This window comes from Duganella caerulea (assembly GCF_040362985.1).
GTDB classification, from domain to species: domain Bacteria; phylum Pseudomonadota; class Gammaproteobacteria; order Burkholderiales; family Burkholderiaceae_D; genus Rugamonas; species Rugamonas vulcania.
The window spans coordinates 113887-139532 of the sequence record NZ_BPWJ01000006.1 but is presented as its reverse complement, the minus strand read 5'-3'; the positions used below and the strand labels follow the sequence as shown (position 1 = coordinate 139532).

The window sequence follows — 25646 nt, the reverse complement described above, 5'->3', positions numbered from 1 at the left end:
TAGAATGGCGAGAATCTTTCGAAATTTGACCTAAAACATGAAAAATATTTCTATCGACCCCGCGTCGGTGAAAATCCTTGCCGAGCTGCAAAAAAACGGCAGGATTTCGTCCAACGAGCTGGCGGAAAAGATCGGCATGTCGGCCAGCCCGTGCTGGCGGCGGCAGAAGGAATTGGAGGACAACGGCTACATCGTCCGCTACACCGCGCTGGTGGACCGGCGCAAACTGGGGCTGTCCGTGGTGTGCCTGCTGCACATCTCGCTGGCGCGGCACGAGGAAGGCGTGGTCGAACAGTTCGAGGCGACCATGCGCATGCGCCCGGAGGTGGTGGAGTGCTACGAAACCACCGGCAGCTCGGACTACATGGTCAAGGTGGTCCTGGCCGACATGGATGCCTACCACGACTTCCTGCACAATGTGCTGGTCAAGCTGAACGGCGTGGCGCAGGTCAACACCAGCGTGGCGCTGCGCGAAGTGAAGTACGAGACGGCGCTGCCCTTGTAGGCCCGCCGTTATTCGTGGCGCAGCGCCTCGATGGGATCCATGCGCGCGGCGCGGCGCGCCGGCACGTAGCCGAACACCACGCCGATCCCGGCCGAGAACAGGAAGGACAGCAGGTTCACACCGGGATTGAACAGGTACGGCAGCTGCAGGCCGCGCGCCATCAGCACCGTCGCCAGCGCCGCCAGCAGCACGCCGGCCAGGCCCCCCAGCGCGGCCAGCACCATGGCCTCGATCAGGAATTGCAGCAGCACGTCGCGTTCCTGAGCGCCGATGGCCAGCCGCAGGCCGATCTCGCGCGTGCGCTCGGTCACGCTCACCAGCATGATGTTCATGATGCCGATGCCGCCCACCAGCAGGCTGACCGCCGCGACAGCCGCCAGCAGCGTCGTCATCACGCGGGTGGCGCCGGACATCGTCTCGGCCAGCTGGCGCGTGTCGAGGATGTTGAAGTTGTCCTCCTCGGCCGCGCCCAGCTTGCGGCGCTCGCGCAGCAGCAGCCGCAGGCGCGCCTGCAGCGCGGTGGGGTCGCTGCCCTCCTGCATGGAGATCAGCAGCGTGTTCACGCGCTGGTTGCCGGTCACGCGGCGCTGCAGCGTGTGCAGCGGCAGCAGTACCACGTCGTCCTGGTCGTTGCCCATCGCGCCTTGGCCCTTTGGCGCCAGCAGCGCCACGATCACGCAGGAGAACTGCTTGATGCGCAGCCGCTCGCCCAGCGGATCGCGGCGGCCGAACAGTGAGCGCGCCACGGTCGCGCCCAGCGCGCAGACGGCGCCGCCGGCGCGCTGCTCGCCGTCGTCGAACTGGCGGCCGGCGCTCAGCGTCCAGTTGGCGGCGGTCATCCATTCGGCGCTGCCGCCGGTGACGGTGGTGGTCCAGTTGCGACCATTGGCCACCACGGTGGCGCCGCTGCGCGCCTCGGCCGCCACCGCGCGGATGCCGCCGATCTGCAGCGCGATGGCCTCGGCGTCGGCTTCCTTGAAGGCCGGCGCGCCGGAGCCGCCCTGCCCCATGCGCTGGCCGGTGCGCACCATCAGCAGGTTGCTGCCCAGGCTCGCGATCTGGTCATGCACCGCCTGGGTCGCGCCGTTGCCCAGCGTGACCATGGCGATCACCGCGCCCACGCCGATCACGATGCCCAGCATCGTCAAGAAAGAGCGCAGCAGGTTGCGCCGGATCGAGCGCAGCGCCAGCAGGATGGTATTGAACAGCATTAGCTCACCTCCAGCGCGGCCGGATTCAGTTCATCGCTCTCGATGCGGCCATCGCGGAAGCGTACGATGCGTTGCGCGTACAGGGCCATGTCCGGCTCGTGGGTGACCATCACCACCGTGATGCCCTGCTCGCGGTTCAGGCGCGCCAGCAGCTCCATGATTTCGGCGCTGCGCTGGCTATCGAGATTGCCGGTCGGTTCGTCGGCCAGCAGCAGCGACGGCGCGCTGACGATGGCACGCGCGATGGCGACCCGCTGCTGCTGGCCGCCCGACAGTTCGGCCGGCGTGTGCTGCTCCCAGCCTGCCAGTCCGACCGCGGCCAGCGCCTGCGCGGCCAGCGCGTGGCGGCGGGCCGCGCCCTCGCCGCGGTACAGCAGCGGCAGTTCCACGTTCTCCTGCGCCGAGGTGCGCGCCAGCAGGTTAAAGCCCTGGAACACGAAGCCCAGGTAGCGCCGCCGCAGGCGCGCCCGCTGGTCGCGGCTGGCGGCGCCGACGTCGATCTGATGGAACAGGTATTGGCCGGCGCTGGGCGTGTCGAGGCAGCCGAGGATGTTCATGGCGGTCGACTTGCCCGAGCCGCTGGGTCCCATGATGGCGACGAACTCGCCCTGCGCGATATCGAGGTTGACCCGGTCCAGCGCCATCAGCGCGGTGCCGCCCGCGCCGTAGCGCTTGCAGACGTCGCGCAGCCGTATCAGCGGGACGGTATCGTTCACGGCGCCGCCGCGCGCTGGTCGGTGATGACGGGCACGCCCGGCTCCAGCCCGGCGCCGCTCACCTCCGTGTAGCGGCCGTCGCTGATGCCCAGCGTGACACTCAACTCCTGCGGCCGTCCATCGCGCAGCACCCACAGCGAGCGGCGCACGGCGGCGGCCACGCCGGCCTGGCGCGGCGCCCGTGCCGGCAGGCGTGGCATCAGGCGCGACACCAGCCCGGCCGATGCCGCCACGCCGGCGTCGCCGGGGGTGAAGCGCAGCGCGCTGTTCGGGATCAGCAGCACATTGTCATGCTGGGCCGCGCGGATCACGGCGGTGGCGGTCATGCCGGGACGCAGGCTCAAGTCGGCGTTGTCGACGTCCAGGTAGGCGACGTAGGTCACCACGTTCTCGGTGATGGTGGAGCCGTACGAGACGCGGGTCACGGTGGCGGGATAGCTGCGGTCTGCATAGGCGCTGACGGTGAAGCCGGCCTGCTGGCCCGCCTGCACCGCGCCGACGTCGGCCTCGTCGACGTTGACCAGCAGGCGCAGATGATGCAGGTCCTCGGCCAGCGCGAACAGCGTCACCGCCTGCAGCGAGGCGGCCACCGCGTTGCCGGGATCGACGCTGCGGCTCAGCACCACGCCGTCGATGGGCGAGCGGATCGACGCGCGCGCCAGGTTGGTGCTGTCGGTCGACAGCGTGGCCTGCGCGCTGTCGACGTTGGCGGCGGCGCTCAGGACCGCCGCTTCGGCGCGGGCCAGCGTCGCGCGGCCGGCGTCGAGCTCCGCGCGCGACGGCACTTTGCCGCCGGACAGCCGGGCCACGTCCTCCAGCCGTGCCAGCGCGCTGCGCGCCTCGGCCAGGCTGGCCTGGTTCTGCGCCAGCGCGGCCCGGGCGGCGGCCAGCGCGGCGCGCGAACGCACGATCTGGTCCTGCAGCTTGGCCGTGTCCAGCTCCACCAGCACCTGGCCGGCGTGGACCTGGTCGTTGACGTCCACCAGCACGCGCGCCACAGTGCCGGACAGCTCGCTGCCGATGTTGACCGCGCGGGTGGGCTGCAAGGTGCCGTTCGCGGTGACGCTGAGCGTGACGCTGCCGCGCTTGACCGGCACCGTCACATAGCCGGGCGCGCGCGCCGCCTGGCGCTGCGCCTGCCACGCGTACAAGCCGGCGCCGGCGGCGAGCAGCGCCAGCATGCCTGCCCAGAATGCGGCGCGGCGCCACCACGGGCGCCGTACCGGTTCGGCCAGTTCGCTCAACGGCGTGGATGCGGCGGGCCGGGGCGCCTGCGCCAATGGTTGGTTCATGGTGCGCTTCCTTGTTTCGTTGCGGCGCCTTCGCCGTCGGGTTGCCAGCCGCCGCCCAGCGCCTTGTACAACCGTACCAGATCGCCGCCCAAGTCGGCGCTGGTGACGGCCACGCCATCCTGCGACGCGTACAGTGCGCGCTGGGTTTCCAGCACCGTCTGGAAATCGACCAGCCCGCTCGCATAGCGCTGCCGCGCCAGCAGCGCGGCACTCTCGGCGGCGTCGGCGGCCAGGCGCAGATGCTCCAGCCGCGCGCGTTCGCCGGTCAGCGAGGCCAGCGCATCCTCCACTTCCTGCAAGGCGCCCAGCACGGTGGACAGGTAGCCCGCCTGCGCCTGCGCCAGCGCGCCACGTTGCAGGTCGAGCTGGGCCTGGCTGGCGCCGCCGTCGAGCACATTGCCGGTCACGCCGGCCAGCAGCGTGCGCAGCAAGGTGCCGCCGCTGGCGCCCCAGCCCAGGCCGCTCAATCCCAGCGAGCCGTCCAGCCGGAACTGCGGATAGCGGGCGGCGTCGGCCTGCCCGACCCGCGCGCGCGCCGCCTCCAGCTGGAACTCGGCCGCGCGCACGTCGGGACGCTGATGCAAGGTCGCGGCGGGCAGGCTCAGCGCCAGTTGCGCGCCGTCGCCGGGGATGGCTCGCGGCGGCGCCAGCAGCGCATCCAGCGCGGCCGGCGACTGCCCGCACAGCACGGCCAGCGCGTGGCCCAGCTGCGCCACGCTGGCCTCCAGCACCGGCAGCTGGGCGGCGGCCTGCTCGGCGGCGGTGATCGCCTGCTGCTGTTCGAGCGAGGTCAACATGCCCGCCTGGACCCGCCAGTTGGTGATTTCCAGCGTACTCAGTTGATTGGCCAGGTTGTCGCGCGCGATCGCCAGCCGGGCCTGGGCGCCGCGCAGGTCGATGTAGTCGCGCGCCACCTCGGCCGCGACCGACACCTGCGTTCCGCCCAGCGTGGCCGCGCTGGCCTGCAGGGCGGCGGCGCTGGCCGCCAGCCCGTAATGGTTGGCGCCGAAGATGTCCGGTTCCCAGCGGGCGTCGAAGCCCAGGTTGTAGGAATTGGAGACGGCCGAGCCGTCCTGCTTGCTGCGCTGGGCCTGGCCGCTGCCGCTGACGGTGGCGGCCAGGCCGGCCGCGGCCGCCGCGCGCGTGGCACGCGCCTGCTGCAGCGTGGCGCGCGCCTGCGCGATGCCGGGGTTGGCTTGCAGCGCCTGCCCCACCAGTTGCTCCAGCAAGGGATCGTTGAAGCGCCGCCACCACGCGGCCAGTGCGGCGGCATCGGCTGGCGCCGCACGGGCCTTGCCTTGCGACCAGTCCGCCGGCGCCTGGAAAGGCGCCGCCGCAGGTGGCAGGCTGACCGGCCGCAAGTTGGCGCAACCGGCCAGCGTGGTCAGCGCCAGCAGCAGCGGTGCGCCGGACGACAGCGGGGACGTTTTCATCGGATGCGGCTCCTGTCTATCGGGCGGCGGTGCCGCCCACTACCAGACTGTACGGGCGCACCCGGCTGGCGTCACCATCGCCATTTGATCCAACTCAAAAAATGGAAACATACAGCGCGAGTATCACCAGACTAAGTCGCGCTTGATTTGGATCAATCAATTTGGGCGGTCAAATCACTACGATGGCGGTACTTGACGCGACTCAATTGCCGCGTCGCTGAATCCGTGCCAGCCACCAGGGAGACACCATGACCTACAAAACCATACTCGTGCATGCCGACGGCACGCCGCAGGCCGAACAGCGCATCCGGCTGGCGGCGCTGGTCGCGCTGGCGCATGATGCCCATCTGGTGGGTGCCGCCATGACCGGCCTGTCGCGCCACGCGCTGCCGGACGGCTCGATCGCCGCGGTCGGCACGCCCTTCCCCTTCGACCTGCGCCTGCTGCACGACCGCGCCGACGCCGCGCTGTCGCAGTTCACCGATTGCGCCAGCCGCCTCGGCGTGCCGTCCATCGAGGCGCGGCGGGTCGACGACGCGGCCGACGACGGCCTGATCCTGCAAAGCCCGTACGCCGACCTGCTGGTGCTGAGCCAGGCCGACCCGCACGACCACAGCAACAGCCTGCAGGCCCGCCTGCCGCAGACCGTGATGTTCCACAGCGCCCGCCCGGTGCTGCTGGTGCCGCACACCGGCCGGTTCGAGCAGACAGGCAAGCACGTGCTGGTGGGCTGGAACGGCAGCGCCTCGGCCGCGCGCGCGGTCACGGCCGCGCTGCCGCTGCTCAAGCGCGCCGCCACCGTCACGGTCGCCGCCTCGCCGCAAACCGGCGGCCACGGACGCCAGACCGACGTGCCGGGCGCCGAACTGGCCCGCTTCCTGTTCCGGCACGGCGTGGACGTCACGCTGGTCGCGCAGGAGGATGACCGGCGTGCGGGCGAAGCATTGCTGGACCTGGCCTACGGCACCGGCGCCGACCTGCTGGTGATGGGTGGCTACGGCCACCAGCGCCTGCAGGAATGGCTGCTGGGCGGCGCCACCCGCACCGTGCTGCGCGGCATGACGCTGCCGGTCCTGATGGCGCACTGAACCAACACCCCCGCAACACCAATAACAATGGAGATCACCATGAGTACCGTCAGCGCCAACGTCATGCAAGTATTGAGCAACCGGCTCCAGCAACGGCGCGAGCAACTATCCGTCCAGTTGCGGCAACGTCTGCACCAGGCTGACGAACAACAGGAAATGGCCCTGTTTAACAACTACGCCATCGACGCCGACCTGGCCGAAGCCAGTCAGCTCAGCGATACCGATATCGCGCTGCTCAATCATGAATTATTGGAGTTGCGCAGCGTGGACAATGCGCTGGGGCGGCTGCACCACGGCGGCTACGGACAGTGCTCGCGCTGCGGCGAGGCCATCCTGGAAGCGCGCCTGCTGGCGCAGCCCGAGGCCGAGATGTGCCGGGACTGCCAGACGGAACTGGAACTGCGGGGTGGGTCGAAAATGCCGCCGCGCTGACGGCGGCGTCAGGCCATGGCGGCCTGCATCATGATAGCCGGACGGGCGCCGGCGGCGGGTGCGGGCATGCCGGTGGCCAGCGATTCCAGGCTCGGGTGGTCGAGGATGGTCAGCTCGCGCTTGTCGACCGCGATCCAGCCGCTGGCGCGGAAGCGCGACAGCAGGCGGCTGATGCTCTCGATGGTCAGGCCCAGGTAATCGCCGATGTCCTCGCGCGACATGCGCAGCTGGAAGCTGTTGGGCGAGTAGCCGCGCGCGGCGTAGCGGGTCGACAGGTTCAGCAGGAAGGTGGCGAAGCGCTGCTCGGCGCGCATATTGCCGAGGAAGAGCATGGCGTTCTGTTCACGCATGATTTCCTGGCTCATGATGCGGTGGAAGTGGCGCAGCAGCTGCGGCACTTCGGCGAACAGTTCCTGCAGGCGGGCGAACGGGATCTCGCAAACTTCGCTGTCCTCCAGCGCCACCACGCCGCAAGCGTGCTGGCCGCTGCCGATGGCGTCCATGCCCAGCAGTTCGCCGGCCATCTGGAAGCCGGTGATCTGCTGCTGGCCGCTGTGGTTGACGCGCGAGGTCTTGAAGTGGCCGAAGCGCACCGCGTACAGGCTGTGGAACGGCTGCTCCATGCGGCACAGGTTCTCGTCGCGCTCCACGCGGCGGCGGCGGCCGATGATCTTGTCGAGGCGGGCCATCTCGCTCTCGTTGAGGCCCTGCGGCAGGCACAGGTTCTTGAAGCCACACATGCCGCATTTCGATTGCGCCGCGCCTACGTTGCCGCCGGATGTCGCGAGTTGTATATTGGTCATCATGTCCATGCTCCTTAGTGTGCTGGCCTGCACATCGCAATGATGCTACGGCATGGACACAGTATCGGCGATGGACGGCCCGGCGCTAATCGGGCTTCGCTGTCCTGTCGTGTAGTGGCCGGCCGACAGAATCTTGTAGGGGATCCCCTACAGCGCTAGATAATGCCGTGTTCAAGGGCATAACGTGTCAATTCGGCATTACTTTCCAGGCCCATTTTCTCCAGGATGCGGGAGCGGTAGGTGGTCACGGTGTTGGGGCTCAGGTGCAGGGTTTCGCCGATGCGCACCAGCGATTCGCCGGCCGCGATCAGCTTGAACACTTCCAGCTCGCGGTTGGACAGCGCCTCGTGGCCGGCGTCGCCGCCGCCGCCGATCAGGCTGGCCAGCTTCTCCAGCAGCGCCGGGCTGACGTGCTTGCCGCCCGAGGCGGCCTTGCGCACCGCCGCCACCAGCGTGGTGGTCGGCGCATCCTTGATCAGGTAGCCGGCCGCGCCCAGCTTGAGCGCGCGCACCGCGTAGATGTCTTCCGAATACGTGCTCAGCATCAGCACGGCCAGCTTGGGCCGCTCGCTGCGCAGCTGCTTGAGCAGTTCCAGGCCGTTCTTGCCGGGCATGGTGATGTCGAGCAGCGCCACGTCGAATTCCTGGGCCATGACCAGTTGCAGCGCCTCCTGCGCGTTGCACGCCTCGCCGTCGACGCGGATGTCGTCGGCCGTGCTCAGCATCAGGCGCACGCCGTTGCGGGCGATCGCGTGATCGTCGACCAGCAGCACGCGGATGGGATGGTTACTCATGTTTTACTCGTCTTGATCGTGCAATGGCAAGCGCAGCAGAAGGGTCGTGCCCTCGCCCGGCTTGCCGGTGATTTTCAGTTCGCCGTCGAAGTGACGGCAGCGTTCGTGCATGCCGAGGATGCCCCAGGATTCGCGGTTGAGCAGGCGCTCGGCCTCGATGCCCTGGCCGTCGTCGCTGATGCGCAGCTCCAGCACGCCGTCGGCGTAGTCGACCTGCAAGGTGGCGTTGCTGGCCTCGGCGTGCCGCACCACGTTGGTCAACCCCTCCTGCGCGATGCGGAACAGCATCGTGCTGCGCTCGGCGCCCAGCTCCAGCGCGGCCGCGGCCGGCGCCACCGTGCACTGGCAATGCAGGCCCGAGCGGCGTTCCACCTGCTCGGCGTACCACTCCAGCGCGGCCCACACGCCCAGCTGGTCCAGCACGCTCGGGCGCAGGTCGGTGATCACGCGGCGCACGGTGTCGATCGCGTCCTGCGCCAGCCCGGCCACCTCGGCCAGCAGCGGCTCGGCCGGCGAACCGGCCGCCGCCGCGCGCTCGATGCTGACCGCGACGTAGGCCTTGATGCCGGTCAGCAGGCCGCCCAGCTCGTCGTGGATCTCCTGGGCGATGCGCTTGCGCTCGTGTTCCTTGATCTGCTCCTGGTGCGCCGACAGGCTGCGCAGCGCCTGCTGCGAAGCCAGCAGCGCCTGCTCGGCCAGCTTGGTCTGGGTGATGTCGATCATGATGCCTTGCATGAACAGCGGCTGGTCCTGCTCGTCGCGCACCAGCTCGGCCTGGTCGCGGAACCACAGCGTGCGGCCGTCGCGCGCGTGCAGCCGGTATTCCAGGTGCAGCGGGCTGCCGTCGCGGCGGCTGCGGCGCATCGCCGCCAGGATGGCCTCGCGCCGGTCCGGGTCCATGCGCTGGCCGTGCAGCGCCGGATCGGCCAGCCATTCGGCCGGGCTGAAACCCAGCAGGCCGATCTGCGGGCTGATGTAGCGCAGCGCGCCCTCCTCGCCCAGCTCGGCGATGTAGCTGATCGCCTGCATCTGCTCGATCAGCGTGCGGAAGCGGGCCTCGGCCTGGCGCTTGTCGTCCAGCAGGCTCTGCTCGCGCAGCATGCGGTGGATCGCGCCCGGCAGGAACTCCAGGTAGTAGCCGTCGACATCCTTGACCAGGTAGTCGCGCGCGCCGCGCCGCATGGCCTCGGCCGCCACGGCCGCGCTGTCGGCGCCGGTCAGCATCATCACCGGAATGGCCTGCGCGGCGGCGTCGCCGTTCAGGTGGGCCAGGAACTCCAGCCCGGTCAGGTCGGGCAGATGGTAGTCGAGCAGGATGCAGTCGGGCCGCTGGCTGCGCGCCAGGTCCAGGCCCTGCTCGCCGCTGTCGGCCTCCAGCAGTTCGAACGGCGCGTCGGCCGCGGCGGCGAAGGCGCGCCGGCACGCCATGCGGTCGACCGCGTCGTCCTCCACGATCAGCACGCGCAACGGGGCGTTCACGGCATCTCGCTGATGGTCCAGTACAGGTCGATCGAGCGCATCATCTCGACGAAGCGGCGGTAGTCGACCGGCTTGGCCATGTAGCCGGCCACGCCCAGGTCGAAGCTGTGCACCTTGTCCTGTTGTTCCTCGGAGGTGGTCAGCACGACCACCGGAATGCGGCGCAGCGAGGCGTCAAGCTTGATCTGCTGCAGGAATTCGATGCCGTTCATGATCGGCATGTTCAGGTCGAGCAGGATGATGCACGGCCGCTCGTTGGCCGGGTCGCGCAGGTAGGCCAGGCCCGCCTCGCCGTGTTCCATGCTGACCACCTCGTTGCCGACATGGATTTCCTTCAGCGCGCGCTTGATGGTCATGATGTCGACGTGGTCGTCTTCGACCAGCAGGATGGGCTTGTTCAGTACTTTCATTGGATGGATCCTGTTCTGGGTAAGGGGGCGCCGGACTTGGGCAGCGTGAACCAGAAGGTGCTGCCCTGTCCCATTTGCGATTCGAGCCAGATGCGGCCATGGTACATTTCGACGATTTTCTTGGCCAGCGCCAGGCCGACGCCGGTGCTCTCGACGCGGTCGCGCGAGGCCAGCGTCTGGAACAGCTGGAAGATGCGCTCGAAATGGCGCGTCTCGATGCCGGGGCCGTTGTCGCGCACGCTGAAGCGCCAGTGGCTGCCGTCGTCTGCGCAGGCGATCTCGATCTCGCCGTCCGGCTTGTCCATGTACTTGATGGCGTTGGAGATGAGGTTGTGGAACACCTGCTGGATGCGGGTCGGCTCGATCAGCACGGTCGGCAGCGCCGGCGCCACCGTCACGCGGAAGTTGGCCGGCGGCGCCAGCAGGTCCACCACGTCCGCCAGCAGGCGGTTCAGGTCGACCGGCAATTGCGCCTCGCGCACCCGGCCCACGCGCGAGTATTGCAGGATGCCGTCGATCAGGCTGCTCATCCGGTGCACCCGGTTGATCAGCAGGCGCATGTGCTCCTTGCCCTCGTCGTTGAACTGCTCGGCGTAGTCGGTGGCCAGCCAGTCGGCCAGCGAGCCGATGCCGCGCAGCGGCGCCTTGAGGTCGTGCGACACCACGTAGGCGAAGTTGGTCAGCTCCTCGTTGGCGCTGCTGATTTCCTGCATCAGGCGGCGGTTGCGGTCCTCGGCCGCCTTGCGCTCGGAAATGTCGCGCACCATGCCGGTGAACATGCGGCGCGCGCCGATCTGCATCTCGACCACCGACAGCTCCATCGGGAACACGCTGCCGTCCTTGCGCAGGCCCTCGACCTCGCGGCCCTTGCCGATGATGCGCTTCTCGCCGGTCTCGCGGTAATGCGCCAGGTAGCCGTCGTGCTGGGCGCGGTGCGGCTGCGGCATCAGCATCGAGACGTTGCGGCCCGCCACCTCGGCCTCGGCGTAGCCGAACATGCGTTCGGCGGCCGGGTTCAGGCGCTCCAGCACGCCACGCTCGTCGATGGTGATGATGGCGTCCACCGCGGTCTCGAAGATGGCGCGCATGCGCGCCTCGCTTTCCTGCAGCGCCTGCTCGGCCAGCTTGCGTTCGGTGATGTCGCGCACCGTGGCCAGCACCATCTGCTGCCCCTGCGAGGTGCGCAGCGGCGACAGGCTGACCTCGACGCCGAACTCGTAGCCGTCGTGGTGCAGTCCGTACAGCTCGGCGCCGGCGCCCATGGCGCGCGAACGCGGCTGGTCGAAGAAGTCGTCGCGCTGGCCGACGTGGGCGGCGTGGAAGCGCGACGGCACCAGCGCCTCCAGCGTCAGCCCCAGCATCTGGTCCGGCCCGTAGCCGAACAGCTTTTCCAGCGCCGGATTGGCCAGCACGATCTTGCCATTCTGGTCGACGATCAGCATGGCGTCGGTGGCCGAGGCCACCAGCCACTCCAGACTCAAGCCCTCAATTCCCAGATTTTTCAAAGGTGCATCCCGAATAACGATGCCGATCCGGCACCCAAACCTCGATGATACGTTTGAATCGCCCGAAATACAAAAAAAAGTGCCTTATCGGCAAGAAGCCGGACCGATAGTATTCCCGGGCATTTTGATCTGGATCAACGGGCGCTACAGACGGCGCGGCGGCGCGGCCCTACAGTGATGCCATGAACCCGTCCTCCCTCCCTGAACTGGAAGCGCTCGCCGCCCGCCTGCACCGCCACCGCGCCGAACTGGCCAGCCAGCTGCGCCTGCGCCTGGGGCCGTTGCCGCTGACGGCGCAGTTGCTCGACGGCACAATATCGCCGGACGATCCGGCCGTGGCCAGGCAACTGCCGGGCTGCGACCCGGTGCGTCTGGCCGAGGACCTGGCCACCCTGCGCAGCCTGGACAGCGCCTGCGCGCGGCTGGCGGACGGCAGCTACGGCCGCTGCCAACGCTGCGGCACCGCCATTCCCCACGAGCGCCTGCGGGTGCAGCCGACCGCGCACATGTGCCTGCCCTGCCAGCAGGCGCACGAGCGGCGCCCGCATCGCGGCCCACGCGGCTGACCCTATCCCCTTACCGGAGCCCGACCACCGACATGTCCGCCAATCCGCCCAGCACCGCCAACGCCCAGCAACAAGCCCTGCTGCAGAACTACGCCGCAGCCGATCCCGACGCCGCGCTGCGCCTGCTGGACAGCCGCGCCGGCGGGCTGACCGAACAGGAGGCGCGCACCCGCCTGCAGCAAACCGGGCCCAACGCGGTGGTCCACCAGGCCCACGGCAACGCCTGGCTGCGCTTCCTGACCTTGCTGGCCAGCCCGCTGTCGCTGTTGCTGCTGGCCCTGGCGCTGGTGAACTACCTGACCGGCCAAGCCTGGGGCGCCATCGTGATCGCGGTCATGGTGGTGCTGTCGTCGCTGCTGGCGTTTGTGCAGGAGCACCGCTCCGACCTGGCGGCCGAACGCCTGCGCTCGATGGTGGCCACCACCGCCAGCGTGCTGCGCGATGGGCAGGCCGGCGACCTGCCGCTGGCCGCGCTGGTGCCGGGCGACATCGTGCGGCTGTCGGCCGGCGCGCTGGTGCCGGCCGACCTGCGCATCCTCTCCAGCCGCGACCTGTTCATCAGCCAGTCCGCGCTGACCGGCGAGGCGCTGCCGGTCGAGAAGCACGGCCAGGCGCTGGCCGCCGCCGGCCTGCCCGCGCTGGAGCTGGGCAACATCGCCTTCATGGGCAGCACCGTGGTCAGCGGCACCGCCAGCGCGCTGGTGGTGGCCACCGGCGCGCGCACCTGCTTCGGCCAGATCGCCACCGACCTGGCCGGCGCGCGCGCCCTGACCAGCTTTGACCGCGGCGTCAACCAGTTCGTGTGGCTGATGATACGGGTGATGTGCGTGATGATGCCGCTGGTGTTCCTGCTCAACGGCTTGAGCAAGGGCGACTGGCTGCAGGCGCTGCTGTTCGGCGTGGCGGTGGCGGTCGGCCTGGCGCCGGAGATGCTGCCGATGATCGTGACCATCAACCTGGCCAAGGGCGCGCTGGCGATGTCGGGCAAGCAGGTGATCGTCAAGCGGCTCAACGCGATCCAGAACTTCGGCGCGATGGACGTGCTGTGCACCGACAAGACCGGCACGCTGACGCAGGACCGCGTGATCATGGAGCGCCATGTCGACATCGAGGGCAAGGACTCGGCCCGCGTGACCGAGTACGCCTACCTGAACAGCTACTACCAGACCGGCCTGAAGAACCTGCTGGACGTCGCCGTGCTCAACTACGTGGACGTGCACGAGCACCTGGACGCCGACCACGCCTTCCACAAGATCGACGAGCTGCCGTTCGACTTCCAGCGGCGCCGCATGTCGGTGGTGGTCGAGCGCAGCGACGGTACGCGCGTGCTGATCTGCAAGGGCGCGGTGGAGGAAGTGCTCAGCGTCTGCACCCGGGCCGAGACCGGCGCCGGCGTGATCTCGCTGCAGGACCATCACGGCGTGGCGCTGGACCGCGTGGTGAACGAGCTCAACGAGGACGGCTTCCGCGTGATCGCCGTGGCCTGCCGCGAGCTGGCCGCCGGCGATACGGTGATCGACAACAGCGCCGAGGCCGACCTGCTGCTGGTGGGCTACATCGCCTTCCTCGACCCGCCCAAGGACAGCGCGGCCGAGGCCCTGCGCGCGCTCAGCCATTACGGCGTGGCGGTCAAGGTGCTGACCGGCGACAACGCCACCGTCACGCGCAGCGTGTGCCGCCATGTCGGGCTGCCGGTGCAGCAAGTCATGCTGGGCAGCGACATCGACGCGCTCGACGACGACGCGCTGGCGCTGCGCGCTGAAGAAGTGTCGGTGTTCGCCAAGCTGGCGCCGCAGCAGAAGGCGCGGGTGATCCGCGCGCTGCAAAGCCGCGGCCACGTGGTCGGCTACCTGGGCGACGGCATCAACGACGGCGCCGCGCTGAAGGCGGCCGACGTCGGCATCTCGGTCGATAGCGCGGTCGACATCGCCAAGGAATCGGCCGACATCATCCTGCTGCAGAAGAGCCTGATGGCCTTGAAGGACGGCGTGGTCGAGGGCCGCAAGGTGTTCGGCAACATCAGCAAATACCTGCGCATGAGCGCCAGCTCCAACTTCGGCAACATGCTCAGCGTGCTGGGAGCCAGCGTGCTGCTGCCCTTCCTGCCGATGGCGCCGGTGCAGATCCTGCTCAACAACCTGCTGTACGACGTCTCGCAGACCGCGCTGGCCAGCGACCGCGTCGATCCCGGCTACCTGCGCCGGCCGCGCCGCTGGGACATCGGCAATATCTGGCGCAACATGCTGTACCTGGGCCCGCTCAGCTCGCTGTTCGACTACCTGACCTTCGGCGTGCTGTGGTATCTGTTTGACGCGGCCCATCAGCCGGCGCTGTTCCAGTCCGGCTGGTTCCTCGAATCGCTGCTGACGCAGACGCTGGTGGTGCACGTCCTGCGCACCGGCAAGGTGCCTTTCGTGCAAAGCAAGCCCAGCACGGCGCTGCTGACCACCACGCTGGCGGTCTGCGTGCTGGGCCTGTGGTTGCCGGTGTCGTCCTTTGGCGGCGCGCTCGGCTTCGTCACCCCGCCCGCCGGCTACTGGCTGGCGCTGTCGGCCATCGTCGGCGCCTACCTGGTGTCGGCCCAGCTGCTCAAGAGCTGGCTGGCGCACCGCTATGGCCAACTGTAGGGAGCGCCCATGAGCATCAGCGCCAATTTGATCGGGCTGGGCGCCGCCCTCGGCAGCGGCATGCTGATCGGCATCGAGCGCGAGCGGCGCAAGGGCGCCCCCTCCACGCACACGCTGGCCGGCGTGCGCAGCTTCGCGCTGGTGGCGCTGTGCGGCGCGCTGGCCCAGACCATCGATCCCGCGCTGACGCTGATGGCGGCGCTGATGGTGGTGGCGCTCAACGTGATCGGCTACTACCGCGCCAGCGCCCAGGAGTCCGGCATGGTGACGCAGCTGGCCTTGTTCGTCAGCTTCCTGCTGGGCGTGAACGCGGTCGGCCATCCGCAGCTGTCGGCCGGCCTGGCGGTGCTGGTGGCATCCATGCTCAACCTGCGCGCGCCGCTGCACCACTTCATCCGCGTCACGCTCAAGAGCGGAGAGCTGCGCGACGGCCTGATCCTGGCCGGCGCCGCGCTGGTGATCTGGCCGCTGCTGCCGGACGCGGCCAACAGCTGGCTGCTGGGCGTCAATCCGCGCCGCATGTGGGGGCTGGTGGTGGTGCTGATGGCGCTGCAGGCGGTCGCCCATGTCGCCATGCGCATGGCCGGTCCGCGCATGGGCCTGGCGTTGACGGGGCTGGCCTCGGGCTTTGTCTCCAGCGTCGCCGCCACCGCCGACATGGGGCGGCGCTACCGCCACGACCCGTCGCTGCTGGGCGCGTGCGCGGCGGCCGCGCTGCTGTCGAACGTGGCCACGTATCTGCTGCTGTTCGTGGTGGTGCTGACCATCGCGCCGGGACAGTTGCTGTCGCTGGCGCCGACGCTGGCCTGCGCCTTGCTCGCGACCGCGCTGGTGTCGGCCGCGCTGCTGCGCGCGGCGTCCACGCCGGTGCGTCCGCCCGCGCGCGGCGGCCGGGTGTTCAGCATCCGGCAGGCGGTGCTGTTCGCGCTGATCCTGAGCGGCGCCACCGCGCTGATGGCCTACGCCAACGCCTATCTGGGCACGGCGGCGGCCACGCTGGGGGCTTTGCTGGTCGGACTGGTGGATGTGCACGCGGCCGCCAGTTCGATCCTGTCGCTGGCCGACAGCGGCGTGCTGACGCCGGCGGCGGCGCGCCATATCCTGCTGGCGGCGCTGGCGGCCAACACGTCAAGCAAACTGGCTGCGGCCGCCGCCGGGGGTGGCCGCTTGTTCCTGCGGCGGGTTGGGTGGGGATTGGTGGCGATACTGCTGGCGGCCAGCCTGCCGTCGCTGCTGACCAGCTGGTGAGGCACGCCCGGCATGCGCCGGGCCGCGCTCGCCGCGTGTCAGCTGATCACCAGTTTCTTGGCGCCGTTGTTGGGTTTCTTCGGCAATGTCAGCTCCAGCACGCCATCCTGGTATTTGGCTTCGGCCTTGCCGTCGTCGACTTCCTTCTCCAGCGTGAAGCTGCGGTACAGCTGGCCGACGTAGCGCTCGCTGCGCACCACGGTCTTGCCTTCCTTCTGTTCGCTCTCGCGCTTGGTCTCGGCAGAGATCGTGACGCGGTTGCCTTCGACATCGACCTTGATGTCTTCCTTCTTCATGCCGGGCAGCTCGGCCTTGACGCTGTAGGCTTGCTCGGTCTCGGCCACGTCGAGCTTGATCAACGGCTTGGCGTCGAAATCGCGCAGCATGTTTTTGAGGCGGAAGTCACGGAAAAAGTCTTCGACGCCGCGCAACGGTTCCAGCCGCGCCAGGTCGCCAAAGGGGTCGAACTGCATCAGATTGTTAGCCATGTCATGCTCCTTGTATCAGTGAACGCCGGTGGGGGTTGACCGATGGCGCGCCGGCGAACACGCCATTACCATCGAGCTACCGAATTACTGTAGCAATCGAGGCTGGCGCTGTCACCACGGCATTTTGATTCAAGTCAAAGGTGCCGCAAATTCGCCGGTCTTTTGACCTGGATCAAGCGGCGACCTGTGCCGTCACAACGTCCACCGCTACAGTGGCCCACAGCAATGCGAACCACCAGCCAAGGATAGTCCCCATGCGCCAACTTGTACTCGCGGCGGCACTGACGCTCGCGCTTCCAGCCGCCCACGCGATCGACGGCTTCGTCTACAGCCAGGCCGACCAGAGCGCGATCGCCGGCGCCATCGTCACCTCCGGCGGCGCCAGCACGCTGACGGACGCGGCCGGAAAATTTCACCTGCCCGGACCTGGGCCGGAGGTGGCCGTCCGCGCGCCGGGCTACACGCGGCGCCAGGTCGTGCACGCCGACGGCGACGCCCCGCTGCGGCTGGCGCTCGCGCCCTTCCAGCCCAAGGCCGTGTACCTGTCGGCCTACGGCATCGGCAGCGACGCGCTGCGCGAGGCCGCGCTGCGGCTGGTCGAACAGACCGAGCTGAACGCTCTGGTGATCGACGTCAAGAGCGACCGCGGCATGATCCCCTACGCCAGCTCCATCGCGCTCGCCGAGCGCATCGGCGCGCAGAAGGTGCGCACCGTCCGCGACATGCCGGCGCTGATCGCGCAGCTGCACCAGAAAAACATCTATCTGATCGCCAGGATCGTGGTGTTCAAGGACGAGCCGCTGGCCACCTCACAGCCCGACCTGGCGCTGAAAAACAGCCAGGGCCAGGTCTGGCGCGATGGCGAAAACCTGCCATGGGTCGACCCGATGCGGCACGAGGTGTGGCAATACAACCTCGACATCGCCGAGGAGGCGGCGCGGCAGGGCTTCGACGAGATCCAGTTCGACTATGTGCGCTTCCCGGACGCGCCCGGCGCGCAGTACGCGCAGCCCAGCACGCAGGCCAGCCGGGTCGACGCCATCAGCGGCTTCCTGGGCGCGGCGCGGCAGCGGCTGGCGCCCTACAACGTCTTCGTGGCCGCCGACATCTTCGGTTACGTGCTGTGGAATACCGACGACACGGCGATCGGCCAGCAACTGGAACGCCTGGTCCAGCCGCTCGACTACATCTGCCCGATGCTGTATCCGTCCGGCTTCAAATGGGGCATTCCGAACTACCGCAACGCGGTGGCCCATCCGTACGAGATCGTGTACCAGTCCTTGCAGCGCGCCAAGCAGCGCACCGGACTGGGCGGCGCCCGCTTCCGGCCGTGGCTGCAGGACTTCACCGACTACGCCTTCGACCACCGTCCGTTCGGCGCGGCCGAGGTGCAGGCGCAGATCGACGCCGCCGAAGCGGCCCAGTCCAACGGCTGGATGCTGTGGAATCCGCGCAACCGCTACTCGGATGGCGGCCTGCACGAATGAGCCGCGCGCGTCACCCCTGCGGCGACGCCGGATAGCCGACCGATTGCGCCGCGATCACATGCTGGTGCGGCGCCAGCCCCATGACCTCGGCCAGCGCCGGCCGGTCGACCCAGCCGCGCACCACCGTGGCCAGGCCTTCGGCGGCGCAGAACAAATAGACGTTCTGGCTGATGAAGCCGGTGTCCAGCGCGGCGTAGAACTTCTGCTCAGTCTCCGGCCGCGTGCTGTCGTCCTTCAGGCTGGCCACGTAGATCAGGTTGATCGGAGCGGTGGCGACGAAATCCTGGCAGCCGGTGGCGGCGCGGATGTCCTCGGCCAGCACCGGCAGCAAGGCCAGCTGCTGCGCATCGAAGCGATACAGCCCGGCGTGCATCGCCACGTAGATGTCGATCTCCTGTCCGTTGCTGGCCGACGGCGCCGTGCGCAGGCCCAGCTGCGGCCGGTTGATGCCGAACGCGGCCCACAGCAGGCGCGACAACGCGTACAGCGGCAGCTCGCCGGGGCTGAACTCGCGGCTGGACTGGCGCCGCAGCAGCACCTTGAACAAGGCCATGCTCAGCGGCGCGAACTCGGCGTCGAGCGCCAGCGCTTCGGGAGCGATCAATTGCAATGGGGTTAGCGGGGTGTGGGGTGTGGTCATGGTGGTCCATTCAGGTGATTCATTGCGCCCGGTCCGGCGTGGCTCATTCCGGGTCCCAGTAAAAATACAGTTCACGCGCGGCCAGCGGCTGCACGGTGAGCGCCTGTGTCAATTCCTTGCCGCGCAGGCTGGCGACAATGCGATAACTGCCCGGCGCCAGCTTGATGTAGCACAAAGGGCCGGGCGACATGAAAGTCGCCGCCACCGCACCGGCGCGATCAACTATGGTGACCGAGACGTCGGCCCGGAATTCGCCGCTGCCCTTGGTGGCAAAGGTCAGCCGCACCGGATAGTCGGCGCGGGCCGCCTGCATGGCTTGCCGCTCGTCCTCGCCGACGCCGCCGCTCAGATAGGCGATGCCGTTCTGCGTCCGCGGCGCCAGCTCGGCCGCCAGCGCACCGCCTTGCGCGGCCAGCGCCAGGATCAACACCCCGCTTCTCAATGCGTACATGGCAGTTCCTCCGTGAAGAATCCTCACAGTAATAGGAGCCGCGCAGAAAAGCACCAGGGCCGCCTGACCCAAATCAAAAAACCCGTGAATTATTCAGACGCGGCGTCGCGGCCCAGGCCGGAACATTTTGATCCACGTCAAGGACTTGTACTGGCGAGCGGCGCGATGATCACGGTATCCCGCCGACGGCGGCCCGAACCATCAGCCTTAGCGGCAGAAAGCATTTATGTACCAGACCATCCTACTTCCCAGCGACGGCTCCGCCTTGTCGAAAGCAGCGGCCACGGCCGCCATTGAACTGGCGCGCAAGCTTGGCGCGAGCCTGGTTGCCATGTCGGTCGCCGAACCGTATCCCTACTCTCCGTATGTCGAGTTCGGCGCCGTGATGGACGTCCAGGTGTTTGCCGACGCCATGCAGGCCGCAGCGCACAAGTGCGTGCAGGAAATCGGCGCCGAGGCGGCCCGCGCGGGCGTGCCATGCACCACCCACGTCGCCACCTCGCTCAGTCCGTCCGACGAGATCGTACGCACGGCGCAGGACTACAACTGCGATTTGATTTTCATGGCCACGCACGGACATGGCGGCCTGCAGCGCCTGCTGCTCGGCAGCCAGACGCAGCGGGTGTTGGCCCATGCGACGGTGCCGGTGCTGGTGTATCGCTGACATTGCGCGCCGGCTCCAGCCCGACACGGCGTCTGAACGCCACGCGGAACGCGATGCCCCCAACGGCCGACGCGGTCGGCCAATGCGTCCCGCCCGGATTGGACGTCACTGTCGAAGTTCGTTCCGGCTGAGATAACGCAAGCAAGCTCATTCGTCCTCCCCCTACGCTACGTATGCCGTGCTGTCGCCGGCCAAGCGACCCAACCTGGTACAACCGAGGGGCAACCATGAACTTCGATCAACTACTTACGTTTATTCTTATCCACTGGCAAGCGGCGCTACTGCTGCTGATGCTAGCGATCATGACAGCCGGAAACCGCGTGGATCACTACCTGCAACGGCGCTTTGGCTTCAGTCTGGCCAACCGCTGGAGCAATATAAGCTTGGTGATTTTGCTGGTGGCGCCCGGTGTTTTGTTCCTCGCCTACACACGCCCTAACCGCTCATTCGACACGCTGCCACTGGGATGGCTGGCACTTGCTATGCTGGCGGTGGTCGCTGCCGCGCTAGCGCTACACAATATCCGCAATATCCCGTGGAAATGGGGACTGGCGACCGCGCTATTGCAAACGTGCGCCTTGTCCTTGGCGCTGTTCATCGGCGCCTTGCCACCGATGATGGTGACGGCGTTGAGTGGGCGAATTGGGTAACGGCGCACGTCTCCGAATATTCAATGACATGGAATAGATACACGCGCTACGATCTATTGCATTTATTGCCATCGATCCAGCGCTGCTGCGCCCGCTTTCTATCCTCGCTGCAGCGCGCATTCGCGAACATCCGGCCAAGATGGCACGTATCCCATCAATACCAGCATTGTTGGCAGTCGCGGCTTTCGCGAGAGTTCGCCCGCACACTGCGCCGAATTGGTGGCTCCTGGCCGTCAGCCGCCCAAATTACGATTCATTTTTTCGCTAGTCAGGAGCAACAACCTATTTATTCTTTCTTTTTCATCAAACCGGCTAATGAGGCAAACGGATTATGCGTTGCCGGCGCGACCTCGGCCGATTTCAGGCTTAGTCCCCGGTCGGCCTCAAGATAACGCGAGTGTTCGTTATCGTGGCAGTAAAGGCACAGCAATTCCCAGTTGCTGCCATCAGGCGGATTGTTGTCGTGATTGTGGTCACGATGGTGCACTGTAAGTTGCGACACATTCGCATGCGTGAATTCGCGCATGCAGCGCCCACACACCCACGGATACATTTTCAGCGAACGCTCGCGATAACCCAGCTCGCGCTGGTCGGCCGCGCGCCGTGCGTCGGCCACAATTTTGTCCAGTCGCGCGGCGTCCGGTTTTTTCCCAACGGTCATACAAATTTCCTTTACTTGCTGTTAGATACTCGTTGAGTCTCCCGCCGATCCGCACTTGGCCGCCTGCGTAAGTCATCGGGATGAATCGCCCTCTTTCGCTTATGTCGCATCCTGGTCAGCCTTGCTCCGCTTCTTCGCCATGACCGGGGTAAGCGTCTCTTGCCGAGCCAGCATGGCTGCGTATTCCTGTGCCTTGCGGAGCCTGGTCTCAGGCTTGATTGCTGTCTGAACCCTGAACAACACTGCATAGCGGTTTTGCGAATTGAGCGTGGCGAAAAATTCGGCTGCGCCGGGGTGGTCAGCGAAGGCAGCTTGAAGTTCGGGCGGCACGCTCGCGATGCTGGCCGATTCGTATGCGGCATCCCATCGACCGTCTTTTTTCGCTCACTCGATTTCAGCCAAGCCGCTCGGCTGCATCTTGCCCTCCTCGATATACCTGAGCACTTTCTCGCGATTGACCTTGGACCATAGACTGCGTGCACGACGCGGTGTCCAGCGCTGCAAATAGTGATGAGCGTCGAGCGAACGCTTCTGGCCGTCAATCCAGCCGAAGCACAGTGCTACTTCCAAGGCCTCTTGATAGCTTACGCTGGGGACCGGGGCCCCTTTTTTCGAGTGCTGCAGCCACACCCCGTCAGAGCTGTCGTGATGGGCTGCAAGCCAATGCGCAAACGCTCCCTGGGATGGGAACAGCATCATCTCAACATCTGCTGCCATTGAATTACTCCGTCTTTTTTAGTCAGGCTTCCGTAGAAAGCATAGCAGCTTGTCCATATAAAAAAAGCAAATTGTCACTGCAAAGCTAACTCTTCTTACCGCTAAACGCAACGGCATAAGTTAAGCAGAAACCGTTGAGCCAAACATACGTGATGTTATCGAATTTGGTAAGTGGTTCTGGCCACCATGCATGCCGCAGCAGAGACAGAATGCGTGTGTAACCGGCATGTACGGACGGTGAAAAGATTCGGAACCTCTCTTAGGGCATGAGCTATGCCTTGTCGCATTACCATCTTGCTCCTCAATGACCGAAGGGGCCGATAAATATGCTGCGGGGGTCACTTGACTTACGCCGAGGGGGACGGCCGTACATCATGAGAAAACTCACTAACATTTCAGATTCAGTTAGTCGCTCGACTCCGTAGACGATTTAGCTAGCTGCGACTTTCGAAACTTACTTTGCGCGCAATAGGCCGTTTTCCAGTCCATGTGCCACATATCTATATATCGGCGCCACGTAACAAGGCGCCAACTTTTCCACGAGGCAATATGCTATTCTTGGAAGTCGGCCCAACTCAGCGGCAGACGTCCATATATATAGGAGCGATGTATGCCTTTAAGTAAAGTAAACATTAAAAATACCCAGCATGAGATAGATGGCGGTACGCCAGTATTGCACGTTAACGACCCCCATGCGTTGATAATGGCTGCTGGCTATTTAAAATACAACCTAGCGAAAAAAAATCAAGAAGGCATATATTTCCGTGGTCAACGGAAAATCTATGCTTCGTTGCCTCCAACGGCGTACCGTAGCGCAAAAACCAACAAGGCACAAGCTGCCAAGAACGCCGCCATCGCTGAAATTATTTCCGAATACAAAAAAACGGGAAAAATTTTTAATACTTTCGGTGACTATGCGCATGAGCCGCTCTTGCAACACTATGGTATTGAAACCACCTGGGTCGATGTGGTGGATAATTTATGGGTTGCACTCTGGTTTGCATGTTACAAATCATTCTCGACCGGCGAATCGGGAAAATTTTTGCATTTCGAACGCAGGCTGACAAGTGATCCGGACAAATACGCATATATTTTGCTGATTGGGGCAGACATTGGACAGACAGTCAAAGGGCAGCCTGGCTATTTCCACGGTCCAAACACTGAACTAGTAGATCTACGCATTGCTGCACCGTCGATATTTTTGCGCCCTCATGCGCAGCACGGCCTGCTTTTCAGAAAAAAAGGCAATGCCGCTGGGGCACGTCCGGCGGACTATGCAGATCAGGTCCGAGGAGTTATTCGCGTCGACTTGACGAAAGCTTTAGACTGGCTGGGCAGCGGCACTATTGTTAATACTCATTCTATTTTTCCGCCACCATATTACGACAATGGCTATAGCATTTTACTAACATGCGGCGTTCCCGGAAACAGTGTAATCGGCGCAATTTCGCACATCGGTGCCTAATTCGATGCTTAAGATGATTATCTAGCGGTAATCATCTAAAGTTACCCCTCGGAATGGCCCTCCGTACCAGTCGGGAGGCTGATACCGTAAAAGTATTGCGATAAGATGAGATTCATTGAGATGCCACGACGCAAAAAACCCGCTTTTCCTGGAAGGCCCGCGGGTTTCGAAAGCATATGAGATGATTTAATTCATCACGAAAGAATATTTTTGGTGCTCCGAGCCGGAATCGAACCGGCACGCCTTGCGGCGGGAGATTTTAAGTCTCTCCGCTTTAATGCGGCAAATACCTAAGTCATTGATTAAAAAGGACTTTTGTATAAAATAATATTGCTGGCATGTATTTTTTATACCGAAATAGCCCCTTTTGGCATAAAAAGTGTGGGGGAAGTGTGGGGGAAGTGTGGGGAATGTGGGGGACATGAATCCCCACGCTATCCTCGCCGGCGCAACTCCTGCCTGCTTGCTTTTCCATGGGATTTTAGTGGTTGAAGTTCTTATACCCGACTAATTTACTCAAGCTCATATAACCACTACTGCCTAGACCTGATAGGTCAACTTTTTAGGCAGAGGACACATGGGCAAACACGCAGAGGGAAAACGCTGGAACGACAGCATCACGTACGCACTGTCGCGCAGGCCAAGCACAAAACCTTACTCAGACCCTGGAATGGCGGGTTTCGGGATGGTCGTCAGCGCTACTTCCGCGCGATGGCACGTACGCGTGTCAGTAACGGAGAACGGGAAGCGCAAATTTCACGAAAAAACGTTGGGATTTGTTGCCCGCGCGGGTGACGTCGCAGATGGCGAATTTACGCTGACATTAACGCAGGCGCAGGACCAAGCTCGGGCATGGCAGCGGTTCATGAAACTCCCCGCCGCCGAGCGAGAGAAACGGGATGCGGAACGGGCAGCCGATAACATCTGTCTCGAGACAATAATCGTGCCGTTTCTCGCAGAGCGTCGGACAAAAAACGGTACGCACTTAGCAGCGACAACAGTCGAGGGTTACCGCGCTTGTTATGAGCGATATCTGCAGCCGTACAAGCATTGGCCACTCGTGGAGTATCAACGCAAAGTTACTGAGTGGCAGCAGGTCATACGGAAAATCGATTCGGAGCACAGCAACTCGTGGGCGTGGCATACACTCAATCTGCTGTCGGGAATCTACAGCTTCCTGCAGACCAAGCAACTGTGCGATTTCAACCCGCTCAGCAACGTACGCCGCACACGCATTATCAAACGTACGCCAGTCCGGAAGGCTTCCGTGAGCACGCTGGATTTGCCCAAATTTGTCACACAATTGCAGACTACTCGGGGCCGTAATTCTAAGGAGGCTGCACTGATGATGTTGTTGGGTGGATTCCGTGGAAGCGCGGTCATGCAACTGAAATGGGAGCATGTCGACTTAAGTAACAAGATGTTGAAAATCCCAGCTGTCGATGACCAGACTGAGGTTTGTCCAGTTGAAGCACCTCAGCCAGGCACAGCAGTTGACAGCATCGTTGTGGTCGAATCGGGAATGCCGGGGTGGAAAGGCTTTTCCGGAGATTACCCGCTCAACGATGCCGTGTTTGAGATTTTGCAGCGGCGTCACGAGGTGCGTGAACATGGTGCAGTTTATGTGTTTCCCGCACGTCACGGAGACCAACCTCACATGATTGATATCCGGGGTGCGCTTGAGCGAGGGTCCGAAGGACTTGGCGTTAGGGTTTACCGGCACATGTTGAGGAAAACGTTTGGCACAATCGCAAACGTAGTTTTCCCAGGCGATATTATGCTCATCGGTGCGCTGCTTACACACCGTTGGGCGCTACCTGATGCGCCTCAGGCCGGCGTCACCTCGGACTATCTGGTTGCGACTGAGCGTATGAGAATTGCTACAAACCGTGTAGCTGACGTTATTCAGCAAATCGCAGGTATGAGGCCGCTAACCGAGGAAACAATCGCAATGCTCAAGCGTGCAGCTATCGACACATCAAAACTGACGATTACTGCTACGCCTGATGACGACGACGAGTGACAAATAAAATCTGATTGCAGCACAAATTCAAAAGCCCGCGATGTGCGGGCTTTCTTTTGACTGCAGTGTTCGGTCTGTGGTGCCTCGAGCCGGAATCGAACCGGCACGCCTTGCGGCGGGAGATTTTCGTACGCACTTCGGTTTTCACCGCCAGGTTCCAGTACTGAATCCTGTTCGTGGTCTGGAGCACGCCTTCGCCTTGGTCTCTCAACTTTAGGCGCCCGCCGTCTGCTCTCTACACGTTCCCGATTTTAAGTCGGGCTTCGCTCGGCGTTGGCTCGCACTCGCGTG

General features: G+C 65.0%; 24 protein-coding genes and 1 pseudogene. 11 read left to right on the top strand and 14 right to left on the bottom strand.

From position 1 onward, the window contains the following. The first annotated feature begins 37 nt into the window (after positions 1–37). The gene (locus ACUJB0_RS19400) at positions 38–505 is read left to right on the top strand and encodes an Lrp/AsnC family transcriptional regulator (RefSeq protein ID WP_444846639.1); all 468 of its coding nucleotides are present in this window, start codon (positions 38–40) and stop codon (positions 503–505) included. Positions 506–513: 8 nt separating this feature from the next. Here the strand turns inward: ACUJB0_RS19400 and ACUJB0_RS19395 are convergent, their stop codons facing one another. From ACUJB0_RS19395 to ACUJB0_RS19380, 4 genes are read right to left on the bottom strand one after another with little or no spacing between them, the layout of a single operon-like run. Continuing rightward, the gene (locus tag ACUJB0_RS19395; RefSeq protein WP_444846638.1) at positions 514–1716 is read right to left on the bottom strand and encodes an ABC transporter permease; all 1203 of its coding nucleotides are present in this window, start codon (positions 1714–1716) and stop codon (positions 514–516) included. Further along, a complete protein-coding gene (locus ACUJB0_RS19390; RefSeq protein WP_444846637.1) occupies positions 1716–2432 on the bottom strand; it encodes an ABC transporter ATP-binding protein in 717 nt (238 codons plus the stop codon). The genes ACUJB0_RS19395 and ACUJB0_RS19390 overlap by 1 nt, the downstream gene beginning before the upstream one ends. Next, positions 2429–3724, bottom strand: a complete 1296-nt coding sequence (locus ACUJB0_RS19385; RefSeq protein WP_444846636.1) for an efflux RND transporter periplasmic adaptor subunit — start codon at positions 3722–3724, stop codon at positions 2429–2431. The genes ACUJB0_RS19390 and ACUJB0_RS19385 overlap by 4 nt, the downstream gene beginning before the upstream one ends. After that, entirely contained in the window at positions 3721–5157 is a 1437-nt protein-coding gene (locus tag ACUJB0_RS19380) for an efflux transporter outer membrane subunit (RefSeq protein WP_444846635.1), read from the bottom strand. The genes ACUJB0_RS19385 and ACUJB0_RS19380 overlap by 4 nt, the downstream gene beginning before the upstream one ends. 248 nt (positions 5158–5405) lie before the next feature. Here ACUJB0_RS19380 and ACUJB0_RS19375 point away from each other — a divergent pair, with 248 nt between their 5' ends. Both ACUJB0_RS19375 and ACUJB0_RS19370 read left to right on the top strand, forming a co-directional pair. Continuing rightward, complete coding sequence (locus tag ACUJB0_RS19375; protein ID WP_444846634.1) at positions 5406–6245, top strand: universal stress protein; 840 nt, start codon at positions 5406–5408, stop codon at positions 6243–6245. A gap of 39 nt (positions 6246–6284) precedes the next feature. Beyond that, positions 6285–6677, top strand: a complete 393-nt coding sequence (locus ACUJB0_RS19370) for a TraR/DksA family transcriptional regulator (RefSeq protein ID WP_444846633.1) — start codon at positions 6285–6287, stop codon at positions 6675–6677. A gap of 8 nt (positions 6678–6685) precedes the next feature. Here ACUJB0_RS19370 and fnr read toward each other — a convergent pair whose 3' ends face one another. From fnr to ACUJB0_RS19345, 5 genes are all read right to left on the bottom strand, one after another. Beyond that, positions 6686–7483 (bottom strand): fumarate/nitrate reduction transcriptional regulator Fnr, encoded by a 798-nt coding sequence (gene fnr / locus ACUJB0_RS19365; protein ID WP_444846632.1) that lies wholly within the window; start codon positions 7481–7483, stop codon positions 6686–6688. A 152-nt stretch (positions 7484–7635) separates the two neighbouring features. Continuing rightward, positions 7636–8274, bottom strand: coding sequence for a response regulator (locus tag ACUJB0_RS19360; protein WP_161100144.1), 639 nt, complete (start codon positions 8272–8274; stop codon positions 7636–7638). Between the two features lie 3 nt (positions 8275–8277). Continuing rightward, positions 8278–9753: a response regulator gene (locus tag ACUJB0_RS19355; protein WP_444846631.1), complete on the bottom strand. Its 1476-nt coding sequence runs from the start codon at positions 9751–9753 to the stop codon at positions 8278–8280. After that, positions 9750–10163: a response regulator gene (locus ACUJB0_RS19350; protein WP_117010178.1), complete on the bottom strand. Its 414-nt coding sequence runs from the start codon at positions 10161–10163 to the stop codon at positions 9750–9752. Before ACUJB0_RS19350 ends, ACUJB0_RS19355 begins: the two co-directional genes overlap by 4 nt. Beyond that, a complete protein-coding gene (locus ACUJB0_RS19345) occupies positions 10160–11668 on the bottom strand; it encodes a sensor histidine kinase (RefSeq protein ID WP_444846630.1) in 1509 nt (502 codons plus the stop codon). The genes ACUJB0_RS19350 and ACUJB0_RS19345 overlap by 4 nt, the downstream gene beginning before the upstream one ends. A gap of 182 nt (positions 11669–11850) precedes the next feature. Between ACUJB0_RS19345 and ACUJB0_RS19340 the strand changes: the two genes are divergently transcribed. Genes ACUJB0_RS19340 through ACUJB0_RS19330 form a run of 3 tightly spaced genes read left to right on the top strand, consistent with a single transcriptional unit; the run spans position 11851 to position 16109 of the window. Then, positions 11851–12234 (top strand): TraR/DksA family transcriptional regulator, encoded by a 384-nt coding sequence (locus ACUJB0_RS19340; protein WP_444846629.1) that lies wholly within the window; start codon positions 11851–11853, stop codon positions 12232–12234. 32 nt (positions 12235–12266) lie between these two features. Then, positions 12267–14861 carry a magnesium-translocating P-type ATPase gene (gene mgtA / locus ACUJB0_RS19335; protein WP_444846628.1) on the top strand — a complete coding sequence of 865 codons (2595 nt, stop codon included), beginning with the start codon at positions 12267–12269 and terminating at the stop codon, positions 14859–14861. 9 nt (positions 14862–14870) lie between these two features. Further along, the gene (locus ACUJB0_RS19330; protein ID WP_444846627.1) at positions 14871–16109 is read left to right on the top strand and encodes an MgtC/SapB family protein; all 1239 of its coding nucleotides are present in this window, start codon (positions 14871–14873) and stop codon (positions 16107–16109) included. 38 nt (positions 16110–16147) lie between these two features. On the opposite strand, the gene ACUJB0_RS19325 is transcribed toward ACUJB0_RS19330, so the two are convergent. After that, positions 16148–16597: an Hsp20/alpha crystallin family protein gene (locus tag ACUJB0_RS19325; protein ID WP_175001376.1), complete on the bottom strand. Its 450-nt coding sequence runs from the start codon at positions 16595–16597 to the stop codon at positions 16148–16150. Between the two features lie 254 nt (positions 16598–16851). Between ACUJB0_RS19325 and ACUJB0_RS19320 the strand changes: the two genes are divergently transcribed. Next, the gene (locus ACUJB0_RS19320; RefSeq protein WP_444846626.1) at positions 16852–18084 is read left to right on the top strand and encodes a putative glycoside hydrolase; all 1233 of its coding nucleotides are present in this window, start codon (positions 16852–16854) and stop codon (positions 18082–18084) included. 10 nt (positions 18085–18094) lie between these two features. On the opposite strand, the gene ACUJB0_RS19315 is transcribed toward ACUJB0_RS19320, so the two are convergent. Together ACUJB0_RS19315 and ACUJB0_RS19310 are read right to left on the bottom strand one after the other, a co-directional pair. Continuing rightward, positions 18095–18724, bottom strand: a complete 630-nt coding sequence (locus ACUJB0_RS19315) for a SagB/ThcOx family dehydrogenase (RefSeq protein ID WP_444846625.1) — start codon at positions 18722–18724, stop codon at positions 18095–18097. A 43-nt stretch (positions 18725–18767) separates the two neighbouring features. Continuing rightward, positions 18768–19175: a carboxypeptidase regulatory-like domain-containing protein gene (locus tag ACUJB0_RS19310; protein ID WP_444846624.1), complete on the bottom strand. Its 408-nt coding sequence runs from the start codon at positions 19173–19175 to the stop codon at positions 18768–18770. Positions 19176–19401: 226 nt separating this feature from the next. On the opposite strand from ACUJB0_RS19310, the gene ACUJB0_RS19305 reads away from it, so the two are divergent. Next, positions 19402–19839, top strand: a complete 438-nt coding sequence (locus tag ACUJB0_RS19305; protein WP_444846623.1) for a universal stress protein — start codon at positions 19402–19404, stop codon at positions 19837–19839. Positions 19840–20066: 227 nt separating this feature from the next. Beyond that, positions 20067–20489 carry a hypothetical protein gene (locus ACUJB0_RS19300; RefSeq protein WP_444846622.1) on the top strand — a complete coding sequence of 141 codons (423 nt, stop codon included), beginning with the start codon at positions 20067–20069 and terminating at the stop codon, positions 20487–20489. A 286-nt stretch (positions 20490–20775) separates the two neighbouring features. On the opposite strand, the gene ACUJB0_RS19295 is transcribed toward ACUJB0_RS19300, so the two are convergent. Both ACUJB0_RS19295 and ACUJB0_RS19290 read right to left on the bottom strand, forming a co-directional pair. Beyond that, positions 20776–21150: a YajD family HNH nuclease gene (locus ACUJB0_RS19295; protein WP_152840246.1), complete on the bottom strand. Its 375-nt coding sequence runs from the start codon at positions 21148–21150 to the stop codon at positions 20776–20778. Between the two features lie 99 nt (positions 21151–21249). Continuing rightward, positions 21250–21867: pseudogene (locus ACUJB0_RS19290) on the bottom strand (YdeI/OmpD-associated family protein). Between the two features lie 610 nt (positions 21868–22477). Here ACUJB0_RS19290 and ACUJB0_RS19285 point away from each other — a divergent pair. Together ACUJB0_RS19285 and ACUJB0_RS19280 are read left to right on the top strand one after the other, a co-directional pair. After that, complete coding sequence (locus ACUJB0_RS19285) at positions 22478–23332, top strand: FRG domain-containing protein (RefSeq protein WP_444846621.1); 855 nt, start codon at positions 22478–22480, stop codon at positions 23330–23332. Between the two features lie 577 nt (positions 23333–23909). Beyond that, positions 23910–25355 (top strand): tyrosine-type recombinase/integrase, encoded by a 1446-nt coding sequence (locus ACUJB0_RS19280; protein WP_444846620.1) that lies wholly within the window; start codon positions 23910–23912, stop codon positions 25353–25355. The last annotated feature ends 291 nt before the right edge of the window (positions 25356–25646 follow it).